This is a genomic window from Pseudoalteromonas sp. 68 DY56-GL68, from assembly GCF_041414825.1.
In the GTDB taxonomy this organism is placed as follows: domain Bacteria; phylum Pseudomonadota; class Gammaproteobacteria; order Enterobacterales; family Alteromonadaceae; genus Pseudoalteromonas.
This window is the reverse complement of the sequence record NZ_JAOCZL010000021.1, coordinates 493,958-515,738: the sequence shown is the minus strand read 5'-3', so window position 1 is coordinate 515,738 and position 21,781 is coordinate 493,958. Positions and strand designations below refer to the sequence as shown.

Sequence of the window (21,781 nt, the reverse complement as noted above, 5' to 3'; positions counted from 1 at the left end):
AATAGTATACCCAAATCACTTAAAAATACGAGCTATCAACAAGAGATTAAATGCAATTAGAAACCATGGGATCACGCCATTTAGTTTTTCATTAATCTTGTCCACAGAATCTGTGGATAAATATGGGAATAGGTCAGTATAAAGAAGGTAATAGGCTAATTTATAACGATTTTATAAATTAGCCTAATTTTTGATGGGTTAGTTTTCTATGCTTTCAACTTGCTTAGCTTGAATCGCTGTAAGGGCAATGGTGTAAACGATATCGTCTACTAATGCACCACGGCTCAAGTCATTTACCGGCTTACGCATACCTTGCAGCATTGGGCCAATACTAATTAAATCGGCACTACGTTGAACAGCTTTATAGGTTGTATTACCGGTATTTAAATCAGGGAATACAAACACTGTTGCTTTACCTGCAACTGGGCTGTCAGGTGCTTTTTTGATTGCTACGTTTTCCATAATAGCGGCGTCGTATTGAAGTGGGCCGTCAATTACTAAGTCAGGGCGTTTTTGCTGGGCAAGTTTAGTGGCTTCGCGCACTTTTTCTACATCTGCACCTGAACCCGAAGTACCCGTACTGTAGCTGATCATTGCAACACGAGGTTCAATACCAAACGCAGCCGCTGAATCAGCTGACTGGATCGCGATATCGGCCAGTTGCTCTGCCGTTGGATCAGGGTTGATAGCACAGTCACCGTAAACTAAAACCTGGTCAGGTAACAGCATAAAGAACACTGATGATACTAACGACGAGCCCGGTGCTGTTTTAATTAACTGTAGCGGTGGGCGAATCGTATTCGCTGTGGTGTTAACAGCACCTGACACCAAGCCATCTACTTTACCTTGTTCTAGCATCATGGTGCCGAGTACAACGTTATCAAGCAGTTGTTCTTGGGCAACCACTTCAGTTAAGCCTTTGTTTTTACGGATTTCGACCATAGGTGCAACGTAATCGTTGATAACATCAGCTGGCTCAACAATAGTTACGTTATCGTTAAGCTCAACACCTTGCTGCTCAGCAATACGTAAAATTTCTTCTTTGTCACCAAGTAAAATTGTTTTTGCAATACCACGTTGACCACAAATTGCCGCAGCTTTAATCGTGCGCGGCTCATTACCTTCTGGTAAAACAACTGTTTTATTTGCTTGACGGGCTTTATCGGTTAATAAATAACGGAACGCTGGCGGAGACATTTTACGAGTACGACCAACACTTTGCGCAAGGCTGTCTAACCAGTCTGAATCAATGTGACTGGCGTTGTGATCTTTTACTTTATCGATACGTTGATCATCATCACAGGGTACTTCCATATTGAAATTATGCAGTAATAATGACGTGCGCCACGTATCTTCTTTTGTTGCAAGAATTGGCAGGCCCGTATCCATAGCTTGTTCACATAATTTCATGATGCGATCTTCAGGCTTAAACCCACCGGTTAATAAAATAGCCCCAATTTTTGTACCATTCATAGCAGATAAACAAGCGGCAACTAATACATCAGAGCGATCGCCCGGAGTTACCAGTAATGCACCAGGAGTAAAGTGGCTTAAAATATTCGACACGGTACGGGCACAGAAAGTCACGCGGCGCAAACGACGGTGAGCCATGTCGCCTTCGTTAATAACTTCGGCCTTTAAGTATTCACATAAATCACGCACACGCGGTGCAACGAGGTCGAAATCCCATGGGATTGACCCTAATAACTTAAATGGGTGCTTTCTGAAAATTGGCAGTGATGCTAAACGGTTTAATTCGTTTTCAAGTTGTTCAGGCTCATGGGCCTCAACAAGATCAGCACGGGCACGACCTTCGTCATCTAGAGGTGCATTAACTTTATTGAAAATACAGCCTAACACGCGAGGATGATTAACACCGCCATAGTTACCAGCAGCAATTTCTAAACGGTCTTCAATTTGGTCATTGCTATCGTTACTTGGTGTTAGAACAAAAACAATATCAGCACCCAGTGTTTGCGCGATCTCACGGTTTACACGGCCTGCATAAGGCTGACGACGTGTTGGCACCATACCTTCGATAATAGCAATTTCGTCTTCTTTGATGGTGTTTTCAAAGCGCTCTACGATTTCTTCAAGTAAGTCGTCGCCTTTACCGTCACCAATCATTTGTTCAGCATAGCCAAGATCGAATGGCGTAGGTGGATTAATTGGCGAGCCATGGGTAACAATTTGCGTTGATTTCTCGGGGCCTGTATCGCCAGAGCGCGGCTGCGCAATAGGTTTGAAAAAGTTAACTTTAAGCGCTTTTTGCTCAAGCGCACGCACTAAACCAACAGAAACAGATGTTAAACCAACCCCTGTCGAAATAGGGATCAACATAATTCTACGTGCCATTTACTTAACCCTCCTTTGCAATGCGGGCTGCATCGTTAGCAATAACCCATTCTTCGTTGGTCGGGATCACAAACGCTTTAGCATGCGCTTGGTCTTTTGAGATTAAGCCTTCTTTACCAAAGCGCGCAGCTAAGTTTGCAGCTTCATCACACTCAAGGCCTAAAAAGCCTAATTGGGTGATTACTTTGTTACGAATGATATCTGAGTTTTCACCGATGCCACCGGTAAAAATAAGCGCATCAAGGCGTTGTAGAGGCACTAAGAATGCAGCAATTTGTTTTGCTAAGCGGTAGCAGAAAATATCGAGAGCAAGGTTTGCTTGCGGGTGACCTTCAACAGCGGCTTCTTCGATAGTGCGACAGTCATTTGATAATTCACTAATGCCTAACAGGCCACTTTGCTTATTAAGTAAGTCATCAATTTCTTGCACTGAATAATTAAGTTGCTGAGTTAAGAAGGTAAATAAACCCGGGTCGATGCTACCACTGCGGGTACCCATCACTAAGCCTTCAAGCGGTGTAAGGCCCATACTGGTATCAACGCTCTTACCATCTTTAATCGCACATACCGAACAACCATTACCTAAATGCGCACTGATCACATTGGTTTGCTCGCGCTCTTTACCCAATAATTTCGCAGCTTCACCAGCAACATAATAATGGCTTGTACCATGGAAACCATAACGTCTTACGCCATGCTCTTTATAAAGCGAGTAAGGTAAGGCGTATAAGTACGCAATATTTGGCATGCTTTGGTGAAACGCCGTATCAAATACAGCAATTTGCGGCAACGTTGAGAACGCTTGCTGCGCAGTGCGAATGCCCAATAAGTTGGCTGGGTTATGAAGTGGTGCAAGTGCAGCTGTTTTTTCGATAGCTGTAAGTACATCATCGTCAATAAGAACAGATTCAGTGAAATGCTCACCACCGTGCACAACTCGGTGACCGACAGCAATTAAATTATCTGCAAGGCCCAAGTCATTCACAAGCTTCACGAGTTCTGCAATTGCTGCATCATGGGCTTGACCTTTTGCAAGTTCAATCAGCTTTTTTTCGCCATTATATTTATATTTAATTGAAGGTGTGTCTGAGCCAAGGCGCTCAGCTAAACCTGAAATAACTTCGTCAGAAGTAGCGGCATCTAAAATGGCAAATTTTAAACTTGAACTACCACAGTTCAGTACTAAAACATGTTGTGGTGAGCAAAGGGGCTTGGGCATAGCTAGGTCCTAAAAGTACGATATCAGTCAGTGTATATTAAGGCTTGATAATTAGAATTCTTTGCCAGTATAGTAAATAAGTATTTTGTTGCTACACTTAACAAAGCTAGGCTGTAATTATACTAAAGTCTGGTTGACTTAAGCCGATAACATTTTATCTCATTTAGACTTTAAACGTTAGTCCGATTAACATTAATTTGGTATTAAAACTAGGACAGGTTTTGCAGGGATTGTATCCGGGAGTGTGTTACACTCGGTTGTGAAACAAGATGAAAACCCTAGGAGTGATGATGCAAAAGAGTGTCATGTCACAAGTGCAAACAGGTCGTCAATACGCTAAAAAATGGCCAATGCGACAAGAGCTCGCCCCCATGTTTGCTGAATTTAGAGTGATCAAAGCCACAGATCTGGCAATTACAGTGATGCCAATTTTGGCTATGCTGACTGTTTTTATGCAAGTTAACTATTTAGGTAGTGATTATTTCCCGCAAGCAATTACTATCGCGCTATTCTTTTTGTCACTACCGTTTCAAGGTTTATTGTGGTTAGGCCGCCGTGCAGAAACCCGATTAGAGCCAGCGATGCTAAGTTGGTACACCGAGCTGCACAGTAAAATGAAAGCACATGGTTATCAGTCACAATTAACGACTGAAAAACCACGCTATTCAGATTTAGCTCAACTATTAAAAGATATGTTCGAAAAAATGGATAAAGCCTTCACAAAAGAACATTTCTAATCGCGAATAAACTGGCTCACATAAAACGATAACGTTACTTTTTGTGGGCCTTGTTGCTCTATTTGCTGCCAATGCTCTGGGCGAAACTTCCAGGCAAACGGTGTCATCATAATTAGATGTTTAATCTCTTCGACAGACAACAGCACCTGTTTCTCTAATAATGTTGTCGATTCTTTGCTGAAGCCAGCTGGTGGTTCTATTTCTGTATGCGGTTTTACATCAGCATAAATAAATGCTTTTAATTCTTTAAGGTGCCAAGGGCCAGGGCTTGCAACAATTAAGCTCGCATGAGGTTTTGCAAGGCGGGCAAGTTCTTGTGCAAATAAAGGGGCAAACACACTAACAAGCACATCAGCCTGCGCATCTGCAAAAGGGGCTTGGCTAATTGACGCGACACTAAAATGCGCATTTTCATACCGCTTAGCGGCGTATTTTACCGCAGGTTTCGAAATATCAACACCATGCACTTCGGCACTCGATTGCGCTGCAATGGCTTGGGTATAGAAGCCTTCACCACAGCCTAAATCAATCACTGAATTTGGTGTCAGTGATGCCACGAGTTCAGCTAAAGCTTGCTGTAAAAAACCATAATGCCCCGCATTTAAAAACTCGCGTCGCGCTTGCACCATTTCAAGGTTATCGCCCGGTTGTTTCGACTTTTTATTTTGCACGGGAAGTAAATTGACATAACCCTCTTTGGCGATATCAAAGCTGTGGTTATTGTCACAACGGTATGTTTTATCCGTGAGTGTAAGCTCAAGTTTGCAAAGCGGGCAGTGATAGTGAAGACTCATGAGTCTAAATAGTCCTTATCATAAAAGGTTTTAACCCAGTGAGGGCGATAGGTGATCATTAAGGTAATAGCCATACCATTGAGCATTGCTTCAGGAAACCAAATTATCGCGCATAGAATGAGGTAGTTTTCTGAAATCTCAATAAAACTGTAATCACCCAGCAAGTAATAAAACACACCGCTGGTAAGTATTTTAATACAGGCGATAACAGCGGCGGTTAAAAACGCGCATAAAAAGATATAGATAAAAAAATGTCTTGGTAAGTAGGTATAACAAAGCACAAAACACAAATAGCTCAACGTAATTGGTAAAAAAGCAGTAAACAATAAATGCACCGGCAATAAAGCCATAGGCAACTGAGCAACTAATACCAACAGTAAACTTGCAAGGGCACTTGCAAAAATGGCCAATCGCCAACCTAAAATCAGGGTCACAGCAGTAACCCCTAAAATATGCAATTCAAGGCCTGGCAATATCCCCGCTTTAATGCGCCACAGTACCGCAAGTACTAAAGCACATGCGAGCACACCAACTTGTCTTATTGGCGTTGCCAATAATTGTGATGCGCTTTGTTTATCAAAGCTGAGCCAAAGTATTAGAGCCACACAGCTCCACAAAGGGAGCTGCCATTGCAGTGTGTCTATCATGCGTTAAATGTTGACCAAATTGGCGCATGATCAGAAGGTTTTTCGATACCACGTAATTCGTAATCGATACCAGACTCAACACAACGCTCAGCAAGGGCTGGAGTTGCTAAAATTACATCGATACGTAGGCCTCGGTTGTCATCAAAACCTTTTGAGCGGTAATCAAACCACGAGTATTGTTCAACTTTTTCAGGGTAAAGTTCACGGAAGGTATCTTTAAAGCCCCAGTTTAATAATGTACTTAACCATTCACGCTCTTCTGGTTGGAAAGAACACTTACCTGTTTTTAACCAGCGTTTACGGTTTGGCTCACCAATACCAATGTCGAGATCAGTTGGTGAAATATTAATATCGCCCATTACAATAACATCTTCTTCAGGGGTGTGATTGACTTCTAAGTGAGTCATTAAATCTTTATAGAACTGACGTTTATAAGGGAATTTAATTTCGTGAGCAATATTATCGCCCTGTGGGAAGTAACCGTTCATAACAGTTAAGTCACGGCCATTCTGTTGGGTTACAGTCACGCTGATCATACGACGTTGTGACTCGTCAGTATCAGTTGCAAAGCCTTTCACTACCGATTTAGGTTCTTGTTTACATAACATTGCCACGCCGTAATGGGCTTTTTGACCGTGAAAATAAACGTGATAACCCATTTTTTGCACATCTTCGAGTGGGAAAGCTTCATCATGAACTTTGATTTCTTGTAAGCCAATGATATCTGGTTGATGTTTATCTATCACCGCTTGTAGTTGATGTAAGCGAGCGCGAAGTCCATTAATGTTGAACGAGATAACCTTCATCATGCACCTTAGTTTATTTTTCTTTAAAGGAAGTAACGTAATTCTACCATCAAATGTGGTGCTATTCATGAGCAAAGAAAGAAAAATGCACTGTTTAAATGTTGATCAATTGGGGGGTTTAGTTAAACGCATTGTTAACTCGATATTAATTAAAATATTAAATAATATATTTAATTGATTTGTTCTTTTTTGTTTATATAATGCGCGCAAATTAAACCGTTCAAATTATGTACACTTAAAAGGTAAACCATGAAAAAACAATTAGTGATGCTTTCTCTTGCATGTATCTCATTTGGCTCATTGGCAAGCAATCCACAGTATTTCTCAGCTGATAATCGTATTGAATCGAAGTTATGCAGTTTGAGTGCGAACGAAGGGTTTACCGCTGCACGTAAAGAAGCGACAAAGCATGGTATTGCGATGTCGCGCTTTTCTAAAAGTATTGAGTGTAATGGTGTCGACATTCGCGACATTGCTAAAAAAGCACAATCACAAAAGGCGGCTTCTATAGTGTCAGTTGAAGTGTTTGCTAAGAATCAGCAAAAAGAAACTCAGCTTTGTATTACAGCACTTAAACAAGGTTTAACACCTGTACGTGAAAAGATTGGTAACTTAAATACCTTAAAATGTAATGGCGAAGCAGTAACAGAGTTCGTTAAGCGTTACCAAAACGCGGCTATCTAATAGCTATATTAAATAAGTTGTAAAAAGCGCTCTTTGGAGCGCTTTTTTTATGAAAAAATTACAGTACCCCATGAAAAGCTTGCTGAATCATAGGCTTAACCTTAACTTAACTGCTCTCTAAGTGCTTGATTTTAGCTGGCAAGATGTTTTGGCATCCAACTTGTATTAGTCAAAGTGAATCTAATCGACTACAAGGAAATGTCTTATGAACAAGTTAACTTTAGCATCAACAATTTTAGCAGCTCTAAGTCTATCAGCATGCTCTGCAAGCAACTCTTTAGCAAAAATAGACAGCGATTTTGGCAGTTTAGATAATGATAACGATGGTTACATTTCTAAAACAGAGGCCGATGATGATGCAATTTGGGCGCATTTTTCAAATATCGATACCAACATGGATGAACAAATCAGTCCAACTGAGTTTAATGCTTATATGCAGCTTAATACCGGTAAGGTTGCTGAGGATAGTGAGGTTTCTGAGTCGGCGTTTAAAGCTGAAATCGCTAAATTTGACCCGATCGAAAATGATTTTAAATCGTTAGATAACGATAAAAATGGTTATATTTCGATTGAAGAAGCCGACGATGACGATATTGCCAACCACTTTGGTTATATGGACAGTGATAAAGATAAGCGCGTAAGCCGTAATGAATTTATCAACTATATCACTGAGCATGGTAGTGACGTTGCTGAGGATGACGCATTAGACATGGTTAAAAAGAGCTCGTAACTTAGCTCAAATATAAACATTGTTTGTAGCCAGTGTATTACACTGGCTTTTTTTGTAATAATTTTTCCAACCTAGCAAGACTTCTGTCATAATAGAGCGTTAGTGATTTAAATGACCTATAGTAACGATGGCCACAAAACGTATTAGTGATGAACAGTTAGTCGAAATCATAGAAGCCGCGATTTTTGTAGCAGGTAAACCTTTATCTAAACGTCATTTGAAAGAGACAGTATTGGCTGATTTAAGCGTTTCTATGCCACGCATTAATAATGCAATTGAAGATATTCAAATTCATTATCAAACACGCGGCATAAAATTAGTTGAAGTTGGCAGTGGTTATCGATTTCAAGCCTGCGCAAGCTTAGCTCCGTGGCTTGCAAATCTTTGGCAAGAGCGCGCACCTAAATACTCAAGAGCACTATTAGAAACATTATCCCTTATTGCCTACAGACAGCCCATTACGCGTGGTGAAATTGAACAAGTACGAGGTGTTACTGTTGGCTCAGGGATTATTAAAACCTTATTAGAAAGAGAGTGGATAAGGGTTGTAGGCCACAAAGAAGTGCCAGGACGTCCGGCTTTGTATGCTACAACATCCGCTTTCTTAGACTATTTTTCATTAGCTGGTTTAGATGAATTACCACCGTTACCTGAACTACAGGAAAGTAAAATTAACCAGCTTTTGAGTGATCCTTCTGTGAGAGAACTATCTGAATGAGTAATGTAGAAACTGAAAAGTTACAAAAAGTATTGGCCCGTGCTGGCGTGGGCTCACGCCGTGAGATGGAAAAATACATCGATGCAAATCGAGTAAGTGTAAATGGCAAAGTGGCCCGTTTGGGCGATCGTGTTGAAGCAACTGATGTAATTCGTGTTGATGGACACGTAGTAAAAGTTGAAGATAAAGCTGATCGGATTTGTCGTGTGCTTATGTATAACAAGCCTGAAGGCGAGTTATGTACTCGTAAAGATCCTGAAGGTCGTCGTACTGTGTTCGATCGTCTTCCTAAAGTAGACGGTGAGCGTTGGATTGCAGTAGGTCGACTGGATATTAATACCGCTGGATTAATGCTGTTTACCAATGATGGTGAGCTTGCTAATCGCCTTATGCATCCAAGCTATGAAGTTGAGCGAGAATATTCTGCACGGGTATTTGGTGAAGTAACGAATGAGACTTTACGTAACTTAACCAAAGGCGTTGAACTGGATGATGGACCTGCAAAATTTTTAAATATTAAACCATTAGGTGGTGAAGGAATAAATCGTTGGTTCAATGTGACCTTAACCGAGGGGCGTAACCGCGAAGTTCGCCGTTTGTGGCAATCACAAGATGTGGAAGTATCTCGTCTTATTCGTATTCGTTACGGTAAGTTAGAGCTTGATAAACGCTTGCCTCAAGGTGGTTGGGCAGAGCTTGATCTGGATACAGTTAACTATTTACGTAAAACTGTTCAATTGGGTCGTGAAACGCAAACAAAGTTATCAGTTATACCTGAAAAGCGTAAAGAAAAACGAGCCAAGATAAACCAAATACGTAAAGCGGTTAAAAAGCATAATCAACGCGTTAAGCAGCCTAAGCGTCGTTAAATACTCGCGAATAAAAAACCTTACTCGCGAGTAAGGTTTTTTATTGGTAAATCATACATCAACAGCACTGAACTTATTTTTGTTGCGCATCTAAAGATTGACCATTGATATCTTTTGAATCATCACTCATTAGGTAAAGGTAGGTAGGCATAAGATCCTCAGGGGTTGCTAACTTATCTTTATCCTCTCCTGGATAGGCTGATGCACGCATAGATGTACGTGTTGCACCTGGGTTGATGCAGTTAATGCGAATGTTTGTTTTTTCTACTTCACAAGCCCACGTCTGCATCATGCCTTCTACTGCAAACTTTGAAATAGCATACGCACCCCAAAACTCGCGACCTTGGCGACCTACACCTGAAGAGGTAAAAATAACCGATGCGCTAGGCGATTTTCTTAAAATAGGGAACATGTACTTAGTGATAAGTGCCTGTGCAGTAACATTAACCTTCATGATGTTTTCAAATGTTGACACACAGAAGTGCTCAAGCGGGCCAAGCGAACCTAAAATACCTGCATTGTTTACTAAGCCATCAAGTTTGCCGAATTGCTGTTCGATTGTCGCAGCAAGGTCACGATAGTTTTGCTTCGTTGCACCTTTAAGATCCATAGGAACAATCGCTGGCTGAGGGCCACCTGCATTAACGATTTCATCGTAAACAGCTTCTAGTTTGCTGGTTGTTTTACCAAGTAAAATGATCGTAGCACCATGTTTTGCATAGGTTAAGGCTGCTACGCGACCAATGCCATCACCAGCACCAGTAATTAAAATAACTTTGTCTTTTAGCGCGTTTTCTGCGGCTTTGTAATTGTGCATAAAAGTACCATCGGTTAAATTTTTTCGTATTTTACCATAGCAAAAAGCCAAGTTATCGAATTTATTGCAAATTAAGGTGGCGAAAATTAAAACTTTACGTTAACTTTAACTGGTCTAATGTCTTATTAATAACCTAATTACATTAAATTAACTTAACTAAAGGTATCTTTTTAGCTACTTTTAAATATGAACACACAATAACAATAAGATTTTCGCGGAGCGATATTATGAAAAAAATGCTACTTTCACTGGCCGTTGCAACAGCCATTACAGGTTGCGGTGGAGGAGAAACATTAGAAGATGTAAAAAATGACAATCCCCCCATTGTGCCAACCGCGACAGTTAAGTTTGATCCTGCTAATGGTGTTATCTCTGTACCCAACGATTTACTCATGAGTGGCACACTTGATGGCACGCTTAATATTCCTGGTGAACTTGATGAGAATAATGTGAGCGTAGAGCGTGCTGCCTATGCCGATCCGCAGTTAGCATTAGGTGCACTAGATGGTTGGTCTACACAAACTCCGTTTAAAATCGATCTTACTTTTCCTGCGGGTGTTAGCTTAGATGCTACATCTGCTGCCTCACCAGGCGCAGTGCGTATTTTTGAAGTCGTTATGGGAGCCAGCCAAACGGATGAAGCATGCTCACAAGTACCTGCAGGTATTGCCTGTAAATTAGTGTCAGAGCTCACATTTGGTGTCGATTTTATTACCCAAGGCTCTGGTGATGCTGTTGCTGTTATACCATTGAAACCGTTTAAAGCAGGTAGTAGCTACATCAATGTTTTAACAACCTCGCTAATGGACTCAGAAGGTCGCTCAATTGAGCCATCATCTACTTATGCGTTGGTTAGTGAAGAAACAACCCTTATTACAGACGCACAAAAATCGTTACAAGCGGTTATCAATAGTTATGAAAACGCTGTAACATCAGGTGGTGCAATTTCTAAAGATGAAATCATTTTTAGTGCGGCTATGACCATGCAGTCGGCAGGTCAAGTACTTGGCACAGTCAAACAATTACTTGCAGCAAGTTTAACGCAAGCGGCTTTACCAAGACCGACGGTACAAATTCCTGAGCAACCGGTAATTACTGTCGAACAAGTATTTGCGTCACAAGGGGTAACAGGTTTGTCACCTGCTTTTGCTGGGGTTCAGTATCAAAAAGGCAGTGTAATGCTACCTATGTACCTTGCAACACCAACAGGCACTGAGGTAAGTGATTTAGCTGCGACATACTGGCAAGGTATGTGTGACAGCGGTGTAGCGGTACTTGGTTACGCCTCTTCAGCAGGTGCATCGTTCCCAACAGATCCAATTAGTGAGAATGATGCTTTATGTATGGCACTTAGTGGTGGCAAGTTACGCGACTTAGGCCTTGACCAAACTAAGCACTTAACCAAATACAATACAATCCCTAAAACGCAAAGCATTGCGAATGTACCGGTTCAAATTACTAAGCCTATTTTACCCGTGATCAACTTTGTTCGAAGCCAAATCGGTCTAGATGCTTTAGCAATGCCTGAAGGTGGCTGGCCGGTAGTGATTCTTCAGCACGGTATTACGTCTAAGAAAGAAGATATGTTAGCAATAACTGCTCAACTTTCTATCCAAGGTTTTGCAACGGCTGCTATCGACCACCCAATGCATGGTGAGCGTGGTGTTGATGTAAATGGAGATGGTGTCGATGACTTCAACGCATCAACGGGCTCAGTGCTAAGTTACATGAATTTACAGTCTCTACTTGTAGCACGAGACAGTTTACGTCAATCAGTTGCTGATTTATTGGGTTTACGCTTAGGTTTAAACTTTTCTGGTGCGACTGATTTAAATACTCAAGATGTGTCATTCGTGGGACATTCACTTGGTTCAGTTGTTGCGCCTGCTTTTGTTGCAGTGACGAATAATCCTCTTGATCCTCAGGTTGATCCACTTTTCAATGTTAAGAGTGTTGCACTTGCCAGTGGCGGTGGCGGTATTGCAAGCTTCCTAATTGATTCGGCAACGTTTGGTCCATTCGTTCAAGGCTCGGTGTTACTTGCTGCTGGCATTAGTGAGTCTGCAGAATTTAGCTCGTACCTACAAAACGAAGCTGTGTCTAACTGTGGCACGCTAGCAGCAGATCAAACCGCTTATGTTAGCTGTGGTTACAAAGAGTACATTGGTTCATTAACAATGGCGGGTGAAACAGCAAAACTAGCAAATATTCAAGGGGTAGTAACACAATTTGCTTTTGCGGCACAGACAGCCCTTGATAGTGGTGATCCTACTAATTACGCAGCATCAGTTGCGGCACTTGGCACGCCAACATATATGAGTGTCGTTGTTGGTGATGGCGCTAACAATAAGCCTGACCAGGTTATTCCACCTATGGTAGCTTCTAACCCTATTGCAGGCAGTTTACCGCTCGCTAACTTGATGGGCTTAGCAACAGTGGCTCAATCTCAGGGGCCAACAGCGGAGCCTATGAGCTATGTTGTGAAATTTACTAAGGGTCATCACAGTTCGGTATTAACGCCTGTTGCTACGCCTGATTCAGGCGCTACTGCACAGGAAAGTGCAGCTGCAACGTCTGAAATGCAATTGCAAATAGCCACTTTCTTAGCGAGCCGTGGTCAGTACTTGCAAGTCACTAATACTGATGTAGTCACTGACTAAAAACTAAATTAACCAATTAAGTAAAAAGCCACATCATGTGGCTTTTTTTTATGAAAAAGCATGTTAAATTGTGGCGAACTAACATTAAGTGGAGAATTTGTTTGGAATTTTTATACGAATATGGGCTGTTTTTCGCCAAAACCATCACCTTTGTTATTGCCATAGCAATCATTGTCGCAATTGCGGTTGGTGCAGCAGCAAAGCCAAAATCGAAAAAGGGCGAAATACAAATAGATGACTTAAGTGAGCAGCTGGAGGATCTAAAACAAAGCTTTATTGAGAACACCCTTTCAAAAAAAGAGCTCAAAGCGCATTTAAAACAGCAAAAGGCTAAGAGCAAAAAAGCCTCAAGTGATGAGAAAAAAGCTCGTCTGTATGTCATCGACTTCAATGGTAGCGTAGATGCCCATGAAGTAGACAGTTTACGTGAAGAAATTACAGCAATTCTTACTATTGCTGATAAAGAAAAAGATAAAGTACTCGTTCGCTTAGAAAGCGGTGGTGGGGTTGTTCATGGTTATGGTTTGGCTGCTTCACAATTACAACGCCTTCGTAATGCAGGAATTCACCTAACGATTACCATTGATAAAGTTGCTGCCAGTGGTGGTTATATGATGGCATGTGTGGCGAATGAAATAGTTGCAGCTCCTTTCGCTATTGTTGGCTCTATTGGAGTGATAGCTCAAATTCCTAACTTTAACAAAATACTGAAAAAGAATGATGTTGAATACGAACAAATTACTGCGGGTGAATACAAGCGCACACTAACATTATTTGGCGAAAACACAGATAAAGGGCGCGAAAAGTTTAAAGAGGAAATAGAGCAAACTCATGGTTTATTCAAAGCTTTTGTTAGCGAGCAACGACCTTCACTTGATATAGATTCAGTTGCAACAGGCGAACATTGGTTTGCTACTCAAGCCTTTGATAAAGGGCTTGTTGATAGAATAGATACCAGTGATGATATCCTCTTAAGTCAGGCGAGTGATCGTCAGATTTACAAAGTGAAATACAAAATCAAAAAGAACTTAAGCGATAAACTGGCAATCGGTTTGAGTACAAGTATTAGTAAGGCTGGAATTAATTTAGTCTCCCGCTTTAAAGGAATGAACCCTTAACGAAAAGCGATAAAAAACCCGCATTAATATGCGGGTTTTTTAATGGTGAATCTAGTTTATAGACTTATGATAATCTTCTAAGTCTTTTGCTGCATCAGGGTCGTTAAAAACATCTTCGTCTAATTGCCCTTCAGACTTTGCAACAACACATGTCACCATACAGTCACCTGTCACGTTAACCGCAGTGCGTGTCATATCAAGTAAACGGTCCACACCAATAATGATTGCAATCCCTTCAACAGGAAGACCAACTTGGTTTAAAACCATGGCTAACATAATCAAACCAACACCTGGTACGCCTGCTGTGCCCACTGACGCAAGTGTTGCCGTTAGAATAACCATTAAGTAATCAGAAATAGATAAGTCGACTGCAAAAACTTGAGAGATGAACACAGTCGCAACACCTTGCATGATAGCCGTACCATCCATGTTGATGGTTGCACCTAATGGAACCGTGAAAGAAGCAACTGAGTTATGTGCACCTAGTTTTTTGTTCGCCGTCTCTAAAGTGATAGGCATTGTCGCACTTGAACTTGAGGTACTGAAGGCAAATAAACATGCATTTTTCATTTTCTTCAAGAAGGTTACTGGGTTTAGGCCCGTTAATACTTTGAGAAGAATACTGTAGTTAACTAAGCCATGGATAAATAAGGCCAACACAACAATACTAAAGTAAAGAGCGAGGCTTTTAATTAGTTTCAAATCAATAGTGGTAAATAGTTTCGCCATTAAGAAGAAAACACCGTACGGTGCAATATTCATTAATAAAGTCACTAGTTTTAAGATAACGGTATTTAAGTCTTCAAATACGCTCGCGACACGTTTTCCAGCTTTCCCACTAAGTGCCATTGCAATGCCAAATAACAATGCAAATACAATAACTTGAAGCATATTGCCACTGGCCATCGCATCAATAGGGTTAGTCGGGAACATGCCGATGATCACTTGAGCCAGTGTCGGCGCTTCTTTTGCACTGTAATTAGCATCAGATGGTAAGTTAATACCTTCACCTGGGTTAAATATCAATGCGAGTGTAATTGCGACGGTAATAGCGATAGCAGTGGTAAATAAATACAGTAAGATTGATTTTCCGCCTAAGCGGCCAAGCTTTTTAGGGTCACTTAAGCTACATGTACCACATACAAGTGAGACAAATACTAAAGGCACAACGAGCATCTTTAAACTAGCAATGAATATTTGCCCACCAACGTGAAAAATACCATCGACAAAAAATGCTTTAATAGGCAAAGAGAATAACCCTAATGGGATAAGGAAATCGTCTTCACCCGCTAAAATTGCCTGAAAAATAAAACCTACTACTACACCCAACACCATACCAATCATGATGCGAGATGTGAGACTCAATGAACGGACTTTTGACATACACCTAATCTATATTTTTATAAATTTTGCCATAGCCTACCAGCATGTAAATTTTTATACAGAAAAAATCGCTAAATATTGAAATTATTTCGTCCTGAATTGAATGAAAAAATTATGATATTCGTTCAGGTTTTAGGTTAATATTAGGTAAACAACAAATTAAGCATAGAAATAGCTAACTAGGGAGAAGTCGATGCCTTTATTGCGATGGCTGAGTATTATAGCTTTTAGCTCATTATTAGCCGCTTGTGGCGGTGGTGGTTCATTAGAAAAAGACGGTGGGTCTTTAGATGGTTCAGAAACGGTAGACCCTGAGGTTGTAGAAAACGTAACCTTGAGCTTATCAATCCGTGATGTAAATGGCTCGCAGTTCACAGTCGACAACCCTGTTAGTAAAGATAACAAAGGAACTGTAACGGCAACCTTGCTTGACGCAGGGACGCCTCTAAATGGTCAGCTAATTTCATTTACAACAAATTTTACAGGCAGAATAACGCCTGTTCTCGGTACGGCTCTAACAAACAGTAGTGGTGAAGCCTCTGTTACATTGAGCAGTGGTGATTCAAAAGGGGCTGGACAAGTGCTTGCCAGCTATATGAATGACAATGGTGAAACAATCACGCAAGTTGCTGGTTTTATATCAAATGGTGATGATGCATCAACTGAATTGGCTCAGTATTCAGTCTCGGTTTCATTGCTAACTGGCTGTAACTCTTCATGGGATGAAAATAGAAATAACGTTAGGTTAGACCCAACTTCACAAGCATCTGGTTGTACTGTCTCTAATTCTATTTCTTCTGCAGAGCTAGGTGATTTATTCGTTGCAGTCACAGACGAGCAAAGTGGTGATGGCGTTGCGAACGCACTTGTCGATGTAACGACTGATCTCGGTTCCGTTCTTCCTTCATCTGGCAGAGCATTAACTGATAACTTTGGTATTGCACTGCTTAAATTGCAACCGGGTAATACCGGCGGCGCTGGAACTATTTCAGTTTCGTCTTTGGATGAATCAGCAAATATCAACTTTGCTGTTGGTATTGCTGATCTTACTTTAGATGTAGATAACGGCTTAAATTTTGATGGCAATGGTAACGTAATCCCGTTAAAAGCAGGGGGGAGTACTGTTATAGAAGTAACTCTTCGTGATGAAGAAGGAAACTTATACACTACACCAACAGATGTGGAATTTAGTTCTACATGCGTTGCGAGCAACGACTCAACGATTGACGCATCTGTCAAATCATCTGGGGGTATTGCCAGTTCTACTTATAGGGCAAATGGTTGTTCAATTGATGATGTGGTAAATATTACTGTTGAAACAGGCGGTAAAAACTTTACGGCCTCAACGACGATTCCTGTTGAAGTGTCTGCTGTTCAATCTATCCAATTTATTGATGTATCAGAACCAGTTATTGCACTCCCTCCAGGTGAAGGCGGTTTACCAACTCAATCAGTCGTACGTTTTCGTCTACTTGATGCTGATGGCATTGTTTCACCGCAACAGCGTATTGATTTTAAATTAACTGATTCAGTTGGCTTGGCTAAGCTTACACAGCGCAGTGCTAACACAGATAATAATGGTGTAGTACAAACTACGGTTACATCGGGTATTGTGCCAGGGCCGCTTGTTGTTAAAGCATGTTTTGTATCAAAAGAGGATGTTGCCGCTTTACCAGAAGGTGATGATTTATCTTGTTGGACTGATGAAGTAGAACTTTGTAGCGCAGAGCCCAACAACGAAATTTGCCCAGATGGAACGCTTCATTTAGTTCCACTGGCTGAACAAATTAATGCTGTTTCATCACAACTAGCACTGTACTCAGGGGTGACTGACCAAAATAGCTTTGACCTGAGCCCGACTGAATTTAACCCTAACGCACTTAACTATAATGGTATAACAATTCCATTAACCGTGTATTTTGGTGATCAATTTAATCAGTTTAATAGTGACGGAGTTGAAGCAACGGTACTAACAGAATCAGGTGTTATCGGTCCGCAAAATCGTGAATCTGTTTGTCGCACTAATAATGCTTTGTGTGAAATTACATGGCGCTCGCAAGGTGAAAGACCTTTTTATGATTATAAATGGGGCAATCGCATTGGTGAAATTGACGGTAACCCTGCAACTACTGAAGGGGTAAACCCAATAACAGAGCGCGTTAACTGTGACCCTTACTTTGGTAATGCAGCACCATGTATAGGTACTTTATTGCGTGCTAAAAATGATCCTGAAGGGGTTGTGCGCGGAGGCCGAACAAGTATTCTTGCTGTTGCAAAAGGACAAGAAAACTTTGAGGATGAAGAAACGACAGCTGATGTAACTCGTCGTAATGGTTTGTTTGATATTGGTGAATATTACGCTTTATATGATTTACCAGAAGCTTTCAACGACCATAACGAAAACAACAGCTTCGATAAGGCCAATTGTAGCGATGCTAATCGTGAAGACTATGACGCTGATTCAGACCCATGTTCAGAGAAAAACTCGCGTGGTGGTCATAACGAAACATGGCGCGATCTTAACAACAATGGTGTTTATGACGATGCTGACGGTAAATACAATGGCTTGCTATGTAGCGAAGCTGCATTTAACGCAGGGCAATGTACGCGCGAGTTAATAGAGGTTCGCCGACAAATCGAACTTGTCATGTCAGGTGATGAACCGTACGTACGTTTTGCTGTTTTAAAATCAGATGATGTCGTGTCACCGCCTTTTGAAGTTTTAGTCCCTGCTGATTGTTCAAATTCTTTGGCTGGTCAGTTTGAGGTCTCTGATGCACCACAGTGGTGTGATGTTGCAGAACTTGATTTATCTGTTGCTGCGCGTCCAAATCCAGACTTTGATGCGAACGACCCTGATGAAACTGACCCTGAAACACTCGATGTTGGTTTAGCTGGTATAAATATTCGTATTTATTACAGTGATGAATTTGGCAATCCGTTACCTGCAGGTACACGCGTGTCGATTTCTGCTAATAATGGTGACTTTTCTATTATTCAGCACCAAGAGTCGATTCCTAGCACAAATCGCGATACAACTATGTATTCGGATGTCAGAATTGCGCGAGAAACGGATGGTAACCAAGATCAAGATGGCGTACTAACGATAACGTTTGAGTTTGAAAACCAGCTTGGTGGAAGCAAAACTGTCAGTAAATCAATTGCAATTTTTGATGACAGATAATCTTTCGTTTTAAGATAATTTTTAAAAAATGCCAGCCATAAGGTTGGCATTTTTGTTGCTGTTCTATATATTCCCCATAAAAATACCGCAAAATGCTAATTTGTCTAAAATAGCAACAAAAATTGTTTAATTATTCAGTCAATATCGAAAAGTTTCGATTAAAAGCTTGTAACAATTGGTGTTTGTAGATATACCTATAAATATTCGTGCTCTAATGTTAATAAATCATACTTATTTAGATAATGTGATGGATATACATTTATAGGAGCAAAAAACTTTAAAATTCTTGGTCAGAAATAGGCAGCTATGGGAAAATCACTTGTAATTGTAGAGTCTCCAGCAAAGGCTAAAACAATTAATAAATACTTAGGTAATGATTTTATCGTTAAGTCCAGTGTTGGGCATGTACGTGATCTACCGACTTCAGGTTCAGGCAAAGCAAAAACGGCAGCAACAAAAACACCTGCTGAAGTTCGCAAAATGTCACCCGAAGACAAAGCTGCCTATAAAAAGCAACGCGATTATAAAAACTTGGTTGCCCGTATGGGAATCGACCCTGAAAAAGGGTGGGAACCACACTACGAAGTGCTACCAGGTAAAGAAAAGGTCGTTCAGGAATTAAAAAAACTGGCAGAGAATGCTGATCAAGTTTATCTCGCAACCGATTTGGATAGAGAGGGGGAAGCTATTGCATGGCACCTCGAGCAAATTATTGGTGGTGAGCCAGAAAAATATAAGCGTGTTGTTTTTAACGAAATTACCAAGAATGCAATTCAACAAGCTTTCGAAACACCGGGTGAACTGAACACTGACATGGTGTATGCACAACAAGCTCGCCGTTTCTTAGACCGTGTTGTTGGTTTCATGGTTTCGCCACTACTTTGGGCGAAAGTAGCTCGAGGGTTATCAGCCGGCCGCGTACAGTCTGTTGCAGTTCGCTTACTGGTTGAACGTGAGCGTGAAATCAAAGCCTTCATACCTGAAGAGTTTTGGGATATTCACGCTGATGTTAAAAATACCGAATCAGCATTACGATTAGAAGTTACCAAACACGCTGATAAAGCATTTAAGCCCGTTAATGAAACACAGGCAATGTCTGCGGTTAATGAGCTTGAAAATGCTGAATACAAAGTTATCAGTGTTGAAGAAAAGCCAAGTAAGAGTAGACCAAGCGCACCGTTTATTACCTCAACGATGCAACAAGCTGCAAGTACCCGCTTAGGTTATGGTGTTAAGAAAACCATGATGTTGGCACAGCGTCTGTATGAAGCGGGTCATATTACCTATATGCGTACCGATTCAACTAACTTGTCAAAAGATGCGGTTGAAATGTGTCGTGATTACGTTTCAGAGCAATTTGGTGATAAATACTTACCAAAGGCACCTATCAGCTATAGCTCAAAGGGCAATGCACAAGAAGCGCACGAAGCAATTCGTCCTTCAAGTGTAACGGTGCTGTCTGGACATTTAGATGGTGTTGAAGCAGACGCTAAAAAGCTGTACGAGTTAATCTGGCGTCAATTTGTGGCATGCCAAATGGTGCCTGCAGAGTACGATTTAACAACTCTGACAGTGGCTGCTGGTGATTATCAATTGAAAGCGAAAGGTCGTGTACTTCGCTTTGACGGTTGGACAAAAGTTCAGCCTGCTGTGCGCAAGAAAAATGAAGAAGATCAATCATTACCTGCGGTGAAAGAGGGTGAAGTTCTCACTCTTGTTGAGCTTGATCCTAAACAGCATTTCACTAAACCACCAGCTCGCTTTAGCGAAGCTAGTTTAGTTAAAGAACTTGAAAAGCGTGGTATTGGTCGCCCATCGACATACGCATCCATTATCTCAACGATTCAAGACCGTGGCTATGTACGTGTTGAGAATCGTCGTTTCTTTGCTGAGAAAATGGGAGAGATTGTTACTGACCGCTTAGTAGAAAACTTTGAAGATCTCATGAATTTCGACTTCACCGCTAAAATGGAAGGTCGATTAGATGATATTGCTGAAGGTGAACGTGTTTGGACACAGGTGCTTGATAAATTCTACGCAGACTTTTCTAAGCAGTTAGAAATAGCCTCTGGAGATGAAGAGCAAGGCGGAATGCGCCAAAACCAGATGGTTGAAACAGATATCGACTGTCCAACCTGTGGCCGTAAAATGGGTATTCGTACCGCCTCAACGGGTGTGTTCTTAGGTTGTACGGGGTATAACTTACCACCGAAAGAACGTTGTACAACAACCATGAATTTGGTGCCAGGCGATGAAGCGATTGCTGCTGATGTAGAAGATGTTGAAACAGAAACATTAATGCAAATGAAGCGTTGTCCTATTTGTGAAACGGCGATGGATTCATACTTAATTGATGAAACACGCAAGTTGCATGTGTGTGGTAACAACCCTGCGTGTAAGGGATATATTGTTGAGCAAGGCACCTTTAAAATTAAAGGTTACGACGGCCCAATTATCGAATGTGATAAATGTGGTTCAGACATGCAGTTAAAGTCAGGTCGTTTTGGTAAATATTTCGGCTGTAGTAACGAAGAGTGTAAGAATACGCGTAAGTTACTTAAAAATGGCGAAGCCGCGCCACCAAAAGAAGATCCGGTTCATTTACCTGAGCTCGAGTGTGAAAAGTCAGAAGCTTATTTTGTCCTAAGGGACGGCGCATCCGGTATTTTCTTAGCTGCAAATACTTTTCCTAAATCACGTGAAACGCGAGCGCCAAAAGTTGAAGAGCTTAAGCGTTTTAAAGATCGTATTTCAGAGAAGTTTTATTATTTAGCTGAAGCACCGACGCAAGACCCTGATGGTAACCTTGCTGTAGTACGTTACAGTCGTAAAAACAAAGAACAGTATGTTATGAGTGAAGTCGACGGTAAAGCAACAGGCTGGACAGCCCACTACCAAAATGGCAAATGGGTAGAAGAGAGTAAAAAGAAAGCTCCCGCTAAGAAAAAAGCGGCCAGCAAAGCTAAAAAGTAACGTTTCTTGTTATATTAATTCGCTTAATTAAGTGAATTAATATTAGCGAAATAAAAAACCGGAGTGCACCTCTTTGTGTCAACTCCG

The 21,781-nt window shown here is 41.1% G+C and carries 16 protein-coding genes; 9 read left to right on the top strand and 7 right to left on the bottom strand.

Annotation, left to right across the window (positions count from 1 at the left end):
* Window positions 1–198: 198 nt before the first annotated feature.
* The gene (gene pta, locus NYF15_RS16755; protein WP_130149711.1) at window positions 199–2,355 is read right to left on the bottom strand and encodes a phosphate acetyltransferase; all 2,157 of its coding nucleotides are present in this window, start codon (window positions 2,353–2,355) and stop codon (window positions 199–201) included.
* Between the two features lie 4 nt (window positions 2,356–2,359).
* Window positions 2,360–3,574 (bottom strand): acetate kinase, encoded by a 1,215-nt coding sequence (locus NYF15_RS16750; RefSeq protein WP_341804206.1) that lies wholly within the window; start codon window positions 3,572–3,574, stop codon window positions 2,360–2,362.
* A 290-nt stretch (window positions 3,575–3,864) separates the two neighbouring features.
* Here NYF15_RS16750 and yfbV point away from each other — a divergent pair, with 290 nt between their 5' ends.
* Window positions 3,865–4,311 carry a terminus macrodomain insulation protein YfbV gene (gene yfbV / locus NYF15_RS16745; RefSeq protein ID WP_062568905.1) on the top strand — a complete coding sequence of 149 codons (447 nt, stop codon included), beginning with the start codon at window positions 3,865–3,867 and terminating at the stop codon, window positions 4,309–4,311.
* On the opposite strand, the gene NYF15_RS16740 is transcribed toward yfbV, so the two are convergent.
* The 3 genes from NYF15_RS16740 to xthA are packed head-to-tail and all read right to left on the bottom strand — an operon-like array spanning window position 4,308 to window position 6,558.
* Window positions 4,308–5,105 (bottom strand): putative RNA methyltransferase, encoded by a 798-nt coding sequence (locus NYF15_RS16740; RefSeq protein ID WP_371354176.1) that lies wholly within the window; start codon window positions 5,103–5,105, stop codon window positions 4,308–4,310. The two genes, yfbV and NYF15_RS16740, sit on opposite strands and share 4 nt — an antisense overlap.
* Entirely contained in the window at window positions 5,102–5,752 is a 651-nt protein-coding gene (locus NYF15_RS16735; RefSeq protein WP_130149722.1) for an energy-coupling factor ABC transporter permease, read from the bottom strand. Before NYF15_RS16735 ends, NYF15_RS16740 begins: the two co-directional genes overlap by 4 nt.
* Window positions 5,749–6,558, bottom strand: a complete 810-nt coding sequence (xthA, locus tag NYF15_RS16730) for an exodeoxyribonuclease III (RefSeq protein WP_062568908.1) — start codon at window positions 6,556–6,558, stop codon at window positions 5,749–5,751. Before xthA ends, NYF15_RS16735 begins: the two co-directional genes overlap by 4 nt.
* 249 nt (window positions 6,559–6,807) lie before the next feature.
* Between xthA and NYF15_RS16725 the strand changes: the two genes are divergently transcribed.
* From NYF15_RS16725 to rluB, 4 genes are all read left to right on the top strand, one after another.
* Window positions 6,808–7,242 carry an exonuclease III gene (locus tag NYF15_RS16725; protein WP_371354175.1) on the top strand — a complete coding sequence of 145 codons (435 nt, stop codon included), beginning with the start codon at window positions 6,808–6,810 and terminating at the stop codon, window positions 7,240–7,242.
* 205 nt (window positions 7,243–7,447) lie between these two features.
* Window positions 7,448–7,972 carry an EF-hand domain-containing protein gene (locus NYF15_RS16720; RefSeq protein WP_130149724.1) on the top strand — a complete coding sequence of 175 codons (525 nt, stop codon included), beginning with the start codon at window positions 7,448–7,450 and terminating at the stop codon, window positions 7,970–7,972.
* A 127-nt stretch (window positions 7,973–8,099) separates the two neighbouring features.
* The gene (gene scpB, locus NYF15_RS16715) at window positions 8,100–8,690 is read left to right on the top strand and encodes an SMC-Scp complex subunit ScpB (RefSeq protein WP_130149725.1); all 591 of its coding nucleotides are present in this window, start codon (window positions 8,100–8,102) and stop codon (window positions 8,688–8,690) included.
* Window positions 8,687–9,559: a 23S rRNA pseudouridine(2605) synthase RluB gene (rluB, locus tag NYF15_RS16710; protein ID WP_062568912.1), complete on the top strand. Its 873-nt coding sequence runs from the start codon at window positions 8,687–8,689 to the stop codon at window positions 9,557–9,559. Before scpB ends, rluB begins: the two co-directional genes overlap by 4 nt.
* 73 nt (window positions 9,560–9,632) lie before the next feature.
* Here rluB and NYF15_RS16705 read toward each other — a convergent pair whose 3' ends face one another.
* Window positions 9,633–10,376 (bottom strand): YciK family oxidoreductase, encoded by a 744-nt coding sequence (locus tag NYF15_RS16705; RefSeq protein ID WP_062568913.1) that lies wholly within the window; start codon window positions 10,374–10,376, stop codon window positions 9,633–9,635.
* A gap of 227 nt (window positions 10,377–10,603) precedes the next feature.
* On the opposite strand from NYF15_RS16705, the gene NYF15_RS16700 reads away from it, so the two are divergent.
* Complete coding sequence (locus NYF15_RS16700) at window positions 10,604–13,036, top strand: VolA/Pla-1 family phospholipase (RefSeq protein ID WP_371354174.1); 2,433 nt, start codon at window positions 10,604–10,606, stop codon at window positions 13,034–13,036.
* A gap of 101 nt (window positions 13,037–13,137) precedes the next feature.
* Entirely contained in the window at window positions 13,138–14,154 is a 1,017-nt protein-coding gene (gene sohB / locus NYF15_RS16695; protein WP_371354173.1) for a protease SohB, read from the top strand.
* Window positions 14,155–14,205: 51 nt separating this feature from the next.
* Here sohB and NYF15_RS16690 read toward each other — a convergent pair whose 3' ends face one another.
* Complete coding sequence (locus tag NYF15_RS16690) at window positions 14,206–15,537, bottom strand: dicarboxylate/amino acid:cation symporter (protein ID WP_371354172.1); 1,332 nt, start codon at window positions 15,535–15,537, stop codon at window positions 14,206–14,208.
* A 193-nt stretch (window positions 15,538–15,730) separates the two neighbouring features.
* Between NYF15_RS16690 and NYF15_RS16685 the strand changes: the two genes are divergently transcribed.
* Entirely contained in the window at window positions 15,731–18,721 is a 2,991-nt protein-coding gene (locus NYF15_RS16685; protein WP_371354171.1) for a hypothetical protein, read from the top strand.
* Between the two features lie 306 nt (window positions 18,722–19,027).
* Complete coding sequence (topA, locus tag NYF15_RS16680) at window positions 19,028–21,694, top strand: type I DNA topoisomerase (RefSeq protein ID WP_341804213.1); 2,667 nt, start codon at window positions 19,028–19,030, stop codon at window positions 21,692–21,694.
* Window positions 21,695–21,781: the final 87 nt, after the last annotated feature.

Excerpts from the sequence above, each read along its gene's own strand:
- NYF15_RS16705 (WP_062568913.1), bottom strand. The coding sequence starts at position 10,376 with ATGCACAATTACAAAGCCGCAGAAAACGCGCTAAAAGACAAAGTTATT.
- topA (WP_341804213.1), top strand. The coding sequence starts at position 19,028 with ATGGGAAAATCACTTGTAATTGTAGAGTCTCCAGCAAAGGCTAAAACA.
- NYF15_RS16690 (WP_371354172.1), bottom strand. The coding sequence starts at position 15,537 with ATGTCAAAAGTCCGTTCATTGAGTCTCACATCTCGCATCATGATTGGT.
- NYF15_RS16750 (WP_341804206.1), bottom strand. The coding sequence starts at position 3,574 with ATGCCCAAGCCCCTTTGCTCACCACAACATGTTTTAGTACTGAACTGT.
- pta (WP_130149711.1), bottom strand. The coding sequence starts at position 2,355 with ATGGCACGTAGAATTATGTTGATCCCTATTTCGACAGGGGTTGGTTTA.
- NYF15_RS16685 (WP_371354171.1), top strand. The coding sequence starts at position 15,731 with ATGCCTTTATTGCGATGGCTGAGTATTATAGCTTTTAGCTCATTATTA.
- xthA (WP_062568908.1), bottom strand. The coding sequence starts at position 6,558 with ATGAAGGTTATCTCGTTCAACATTAATGGACTTCGCGCTCGCTTACAT.
- yfbV (WP_062568905.1), top strand. The coding sequence starts at position 3,865 with ATGCAAAAGAGTGTCATGTCACAAGTGCAAACAGGTCGTCAATACGCT.
- NYF15_RS16700 (WP_371354174.1), top strand. The coding sequence starts at position 10,604 with ATGAAAAAAATGCTACTTTCACTGGCCGTTGCAACAGCCATTACAGGT.
- NYF15_RS16720 (WP_130149724.1), top strand. The coding sequence starts at position 7,448 with ATGAACAAGTTAACTTTAGCATCAACAATTTTAGCAGCTCTAAGTCTA.
- scpB (WP_130149725.1), top strand. The coding sequence starts at position 8,100 with ATGGCCACAAAACGTATTAGTGATGAACAGTTAGTCGAAATCATAGAA.
- rluB (WP_062568912.1), top strand. The coding sequence starts at position 8,687 with ATGAGTAATGTAGAAACTGAAAAGTTACAAAAAGTATTGGCCCGTGCT.
- NYF15_RS16735 (WP_130149722.1), bottom strand. The coding sequence starts at position 5,752 with ATGATAGACACACTGCAATGGCAGCTCCCTTTGTGGAGCTGTGTGGCT.
- NYF15_RS16740 (WP_371354176.1), bottom strand. The coding sequence starts at position 5,105 with ATGAGTCTTCACTATCACTGCCCGCTTTGCAAACTTGAGCTTACACTC.
- NYF15_RS16725 (WP_371354175.1), top strand. The coding sequence starts at position 6,808 with ATGAAAAAACAATTAGTGATGCTTTCTCTTGCATGTATCTCATTTGGC.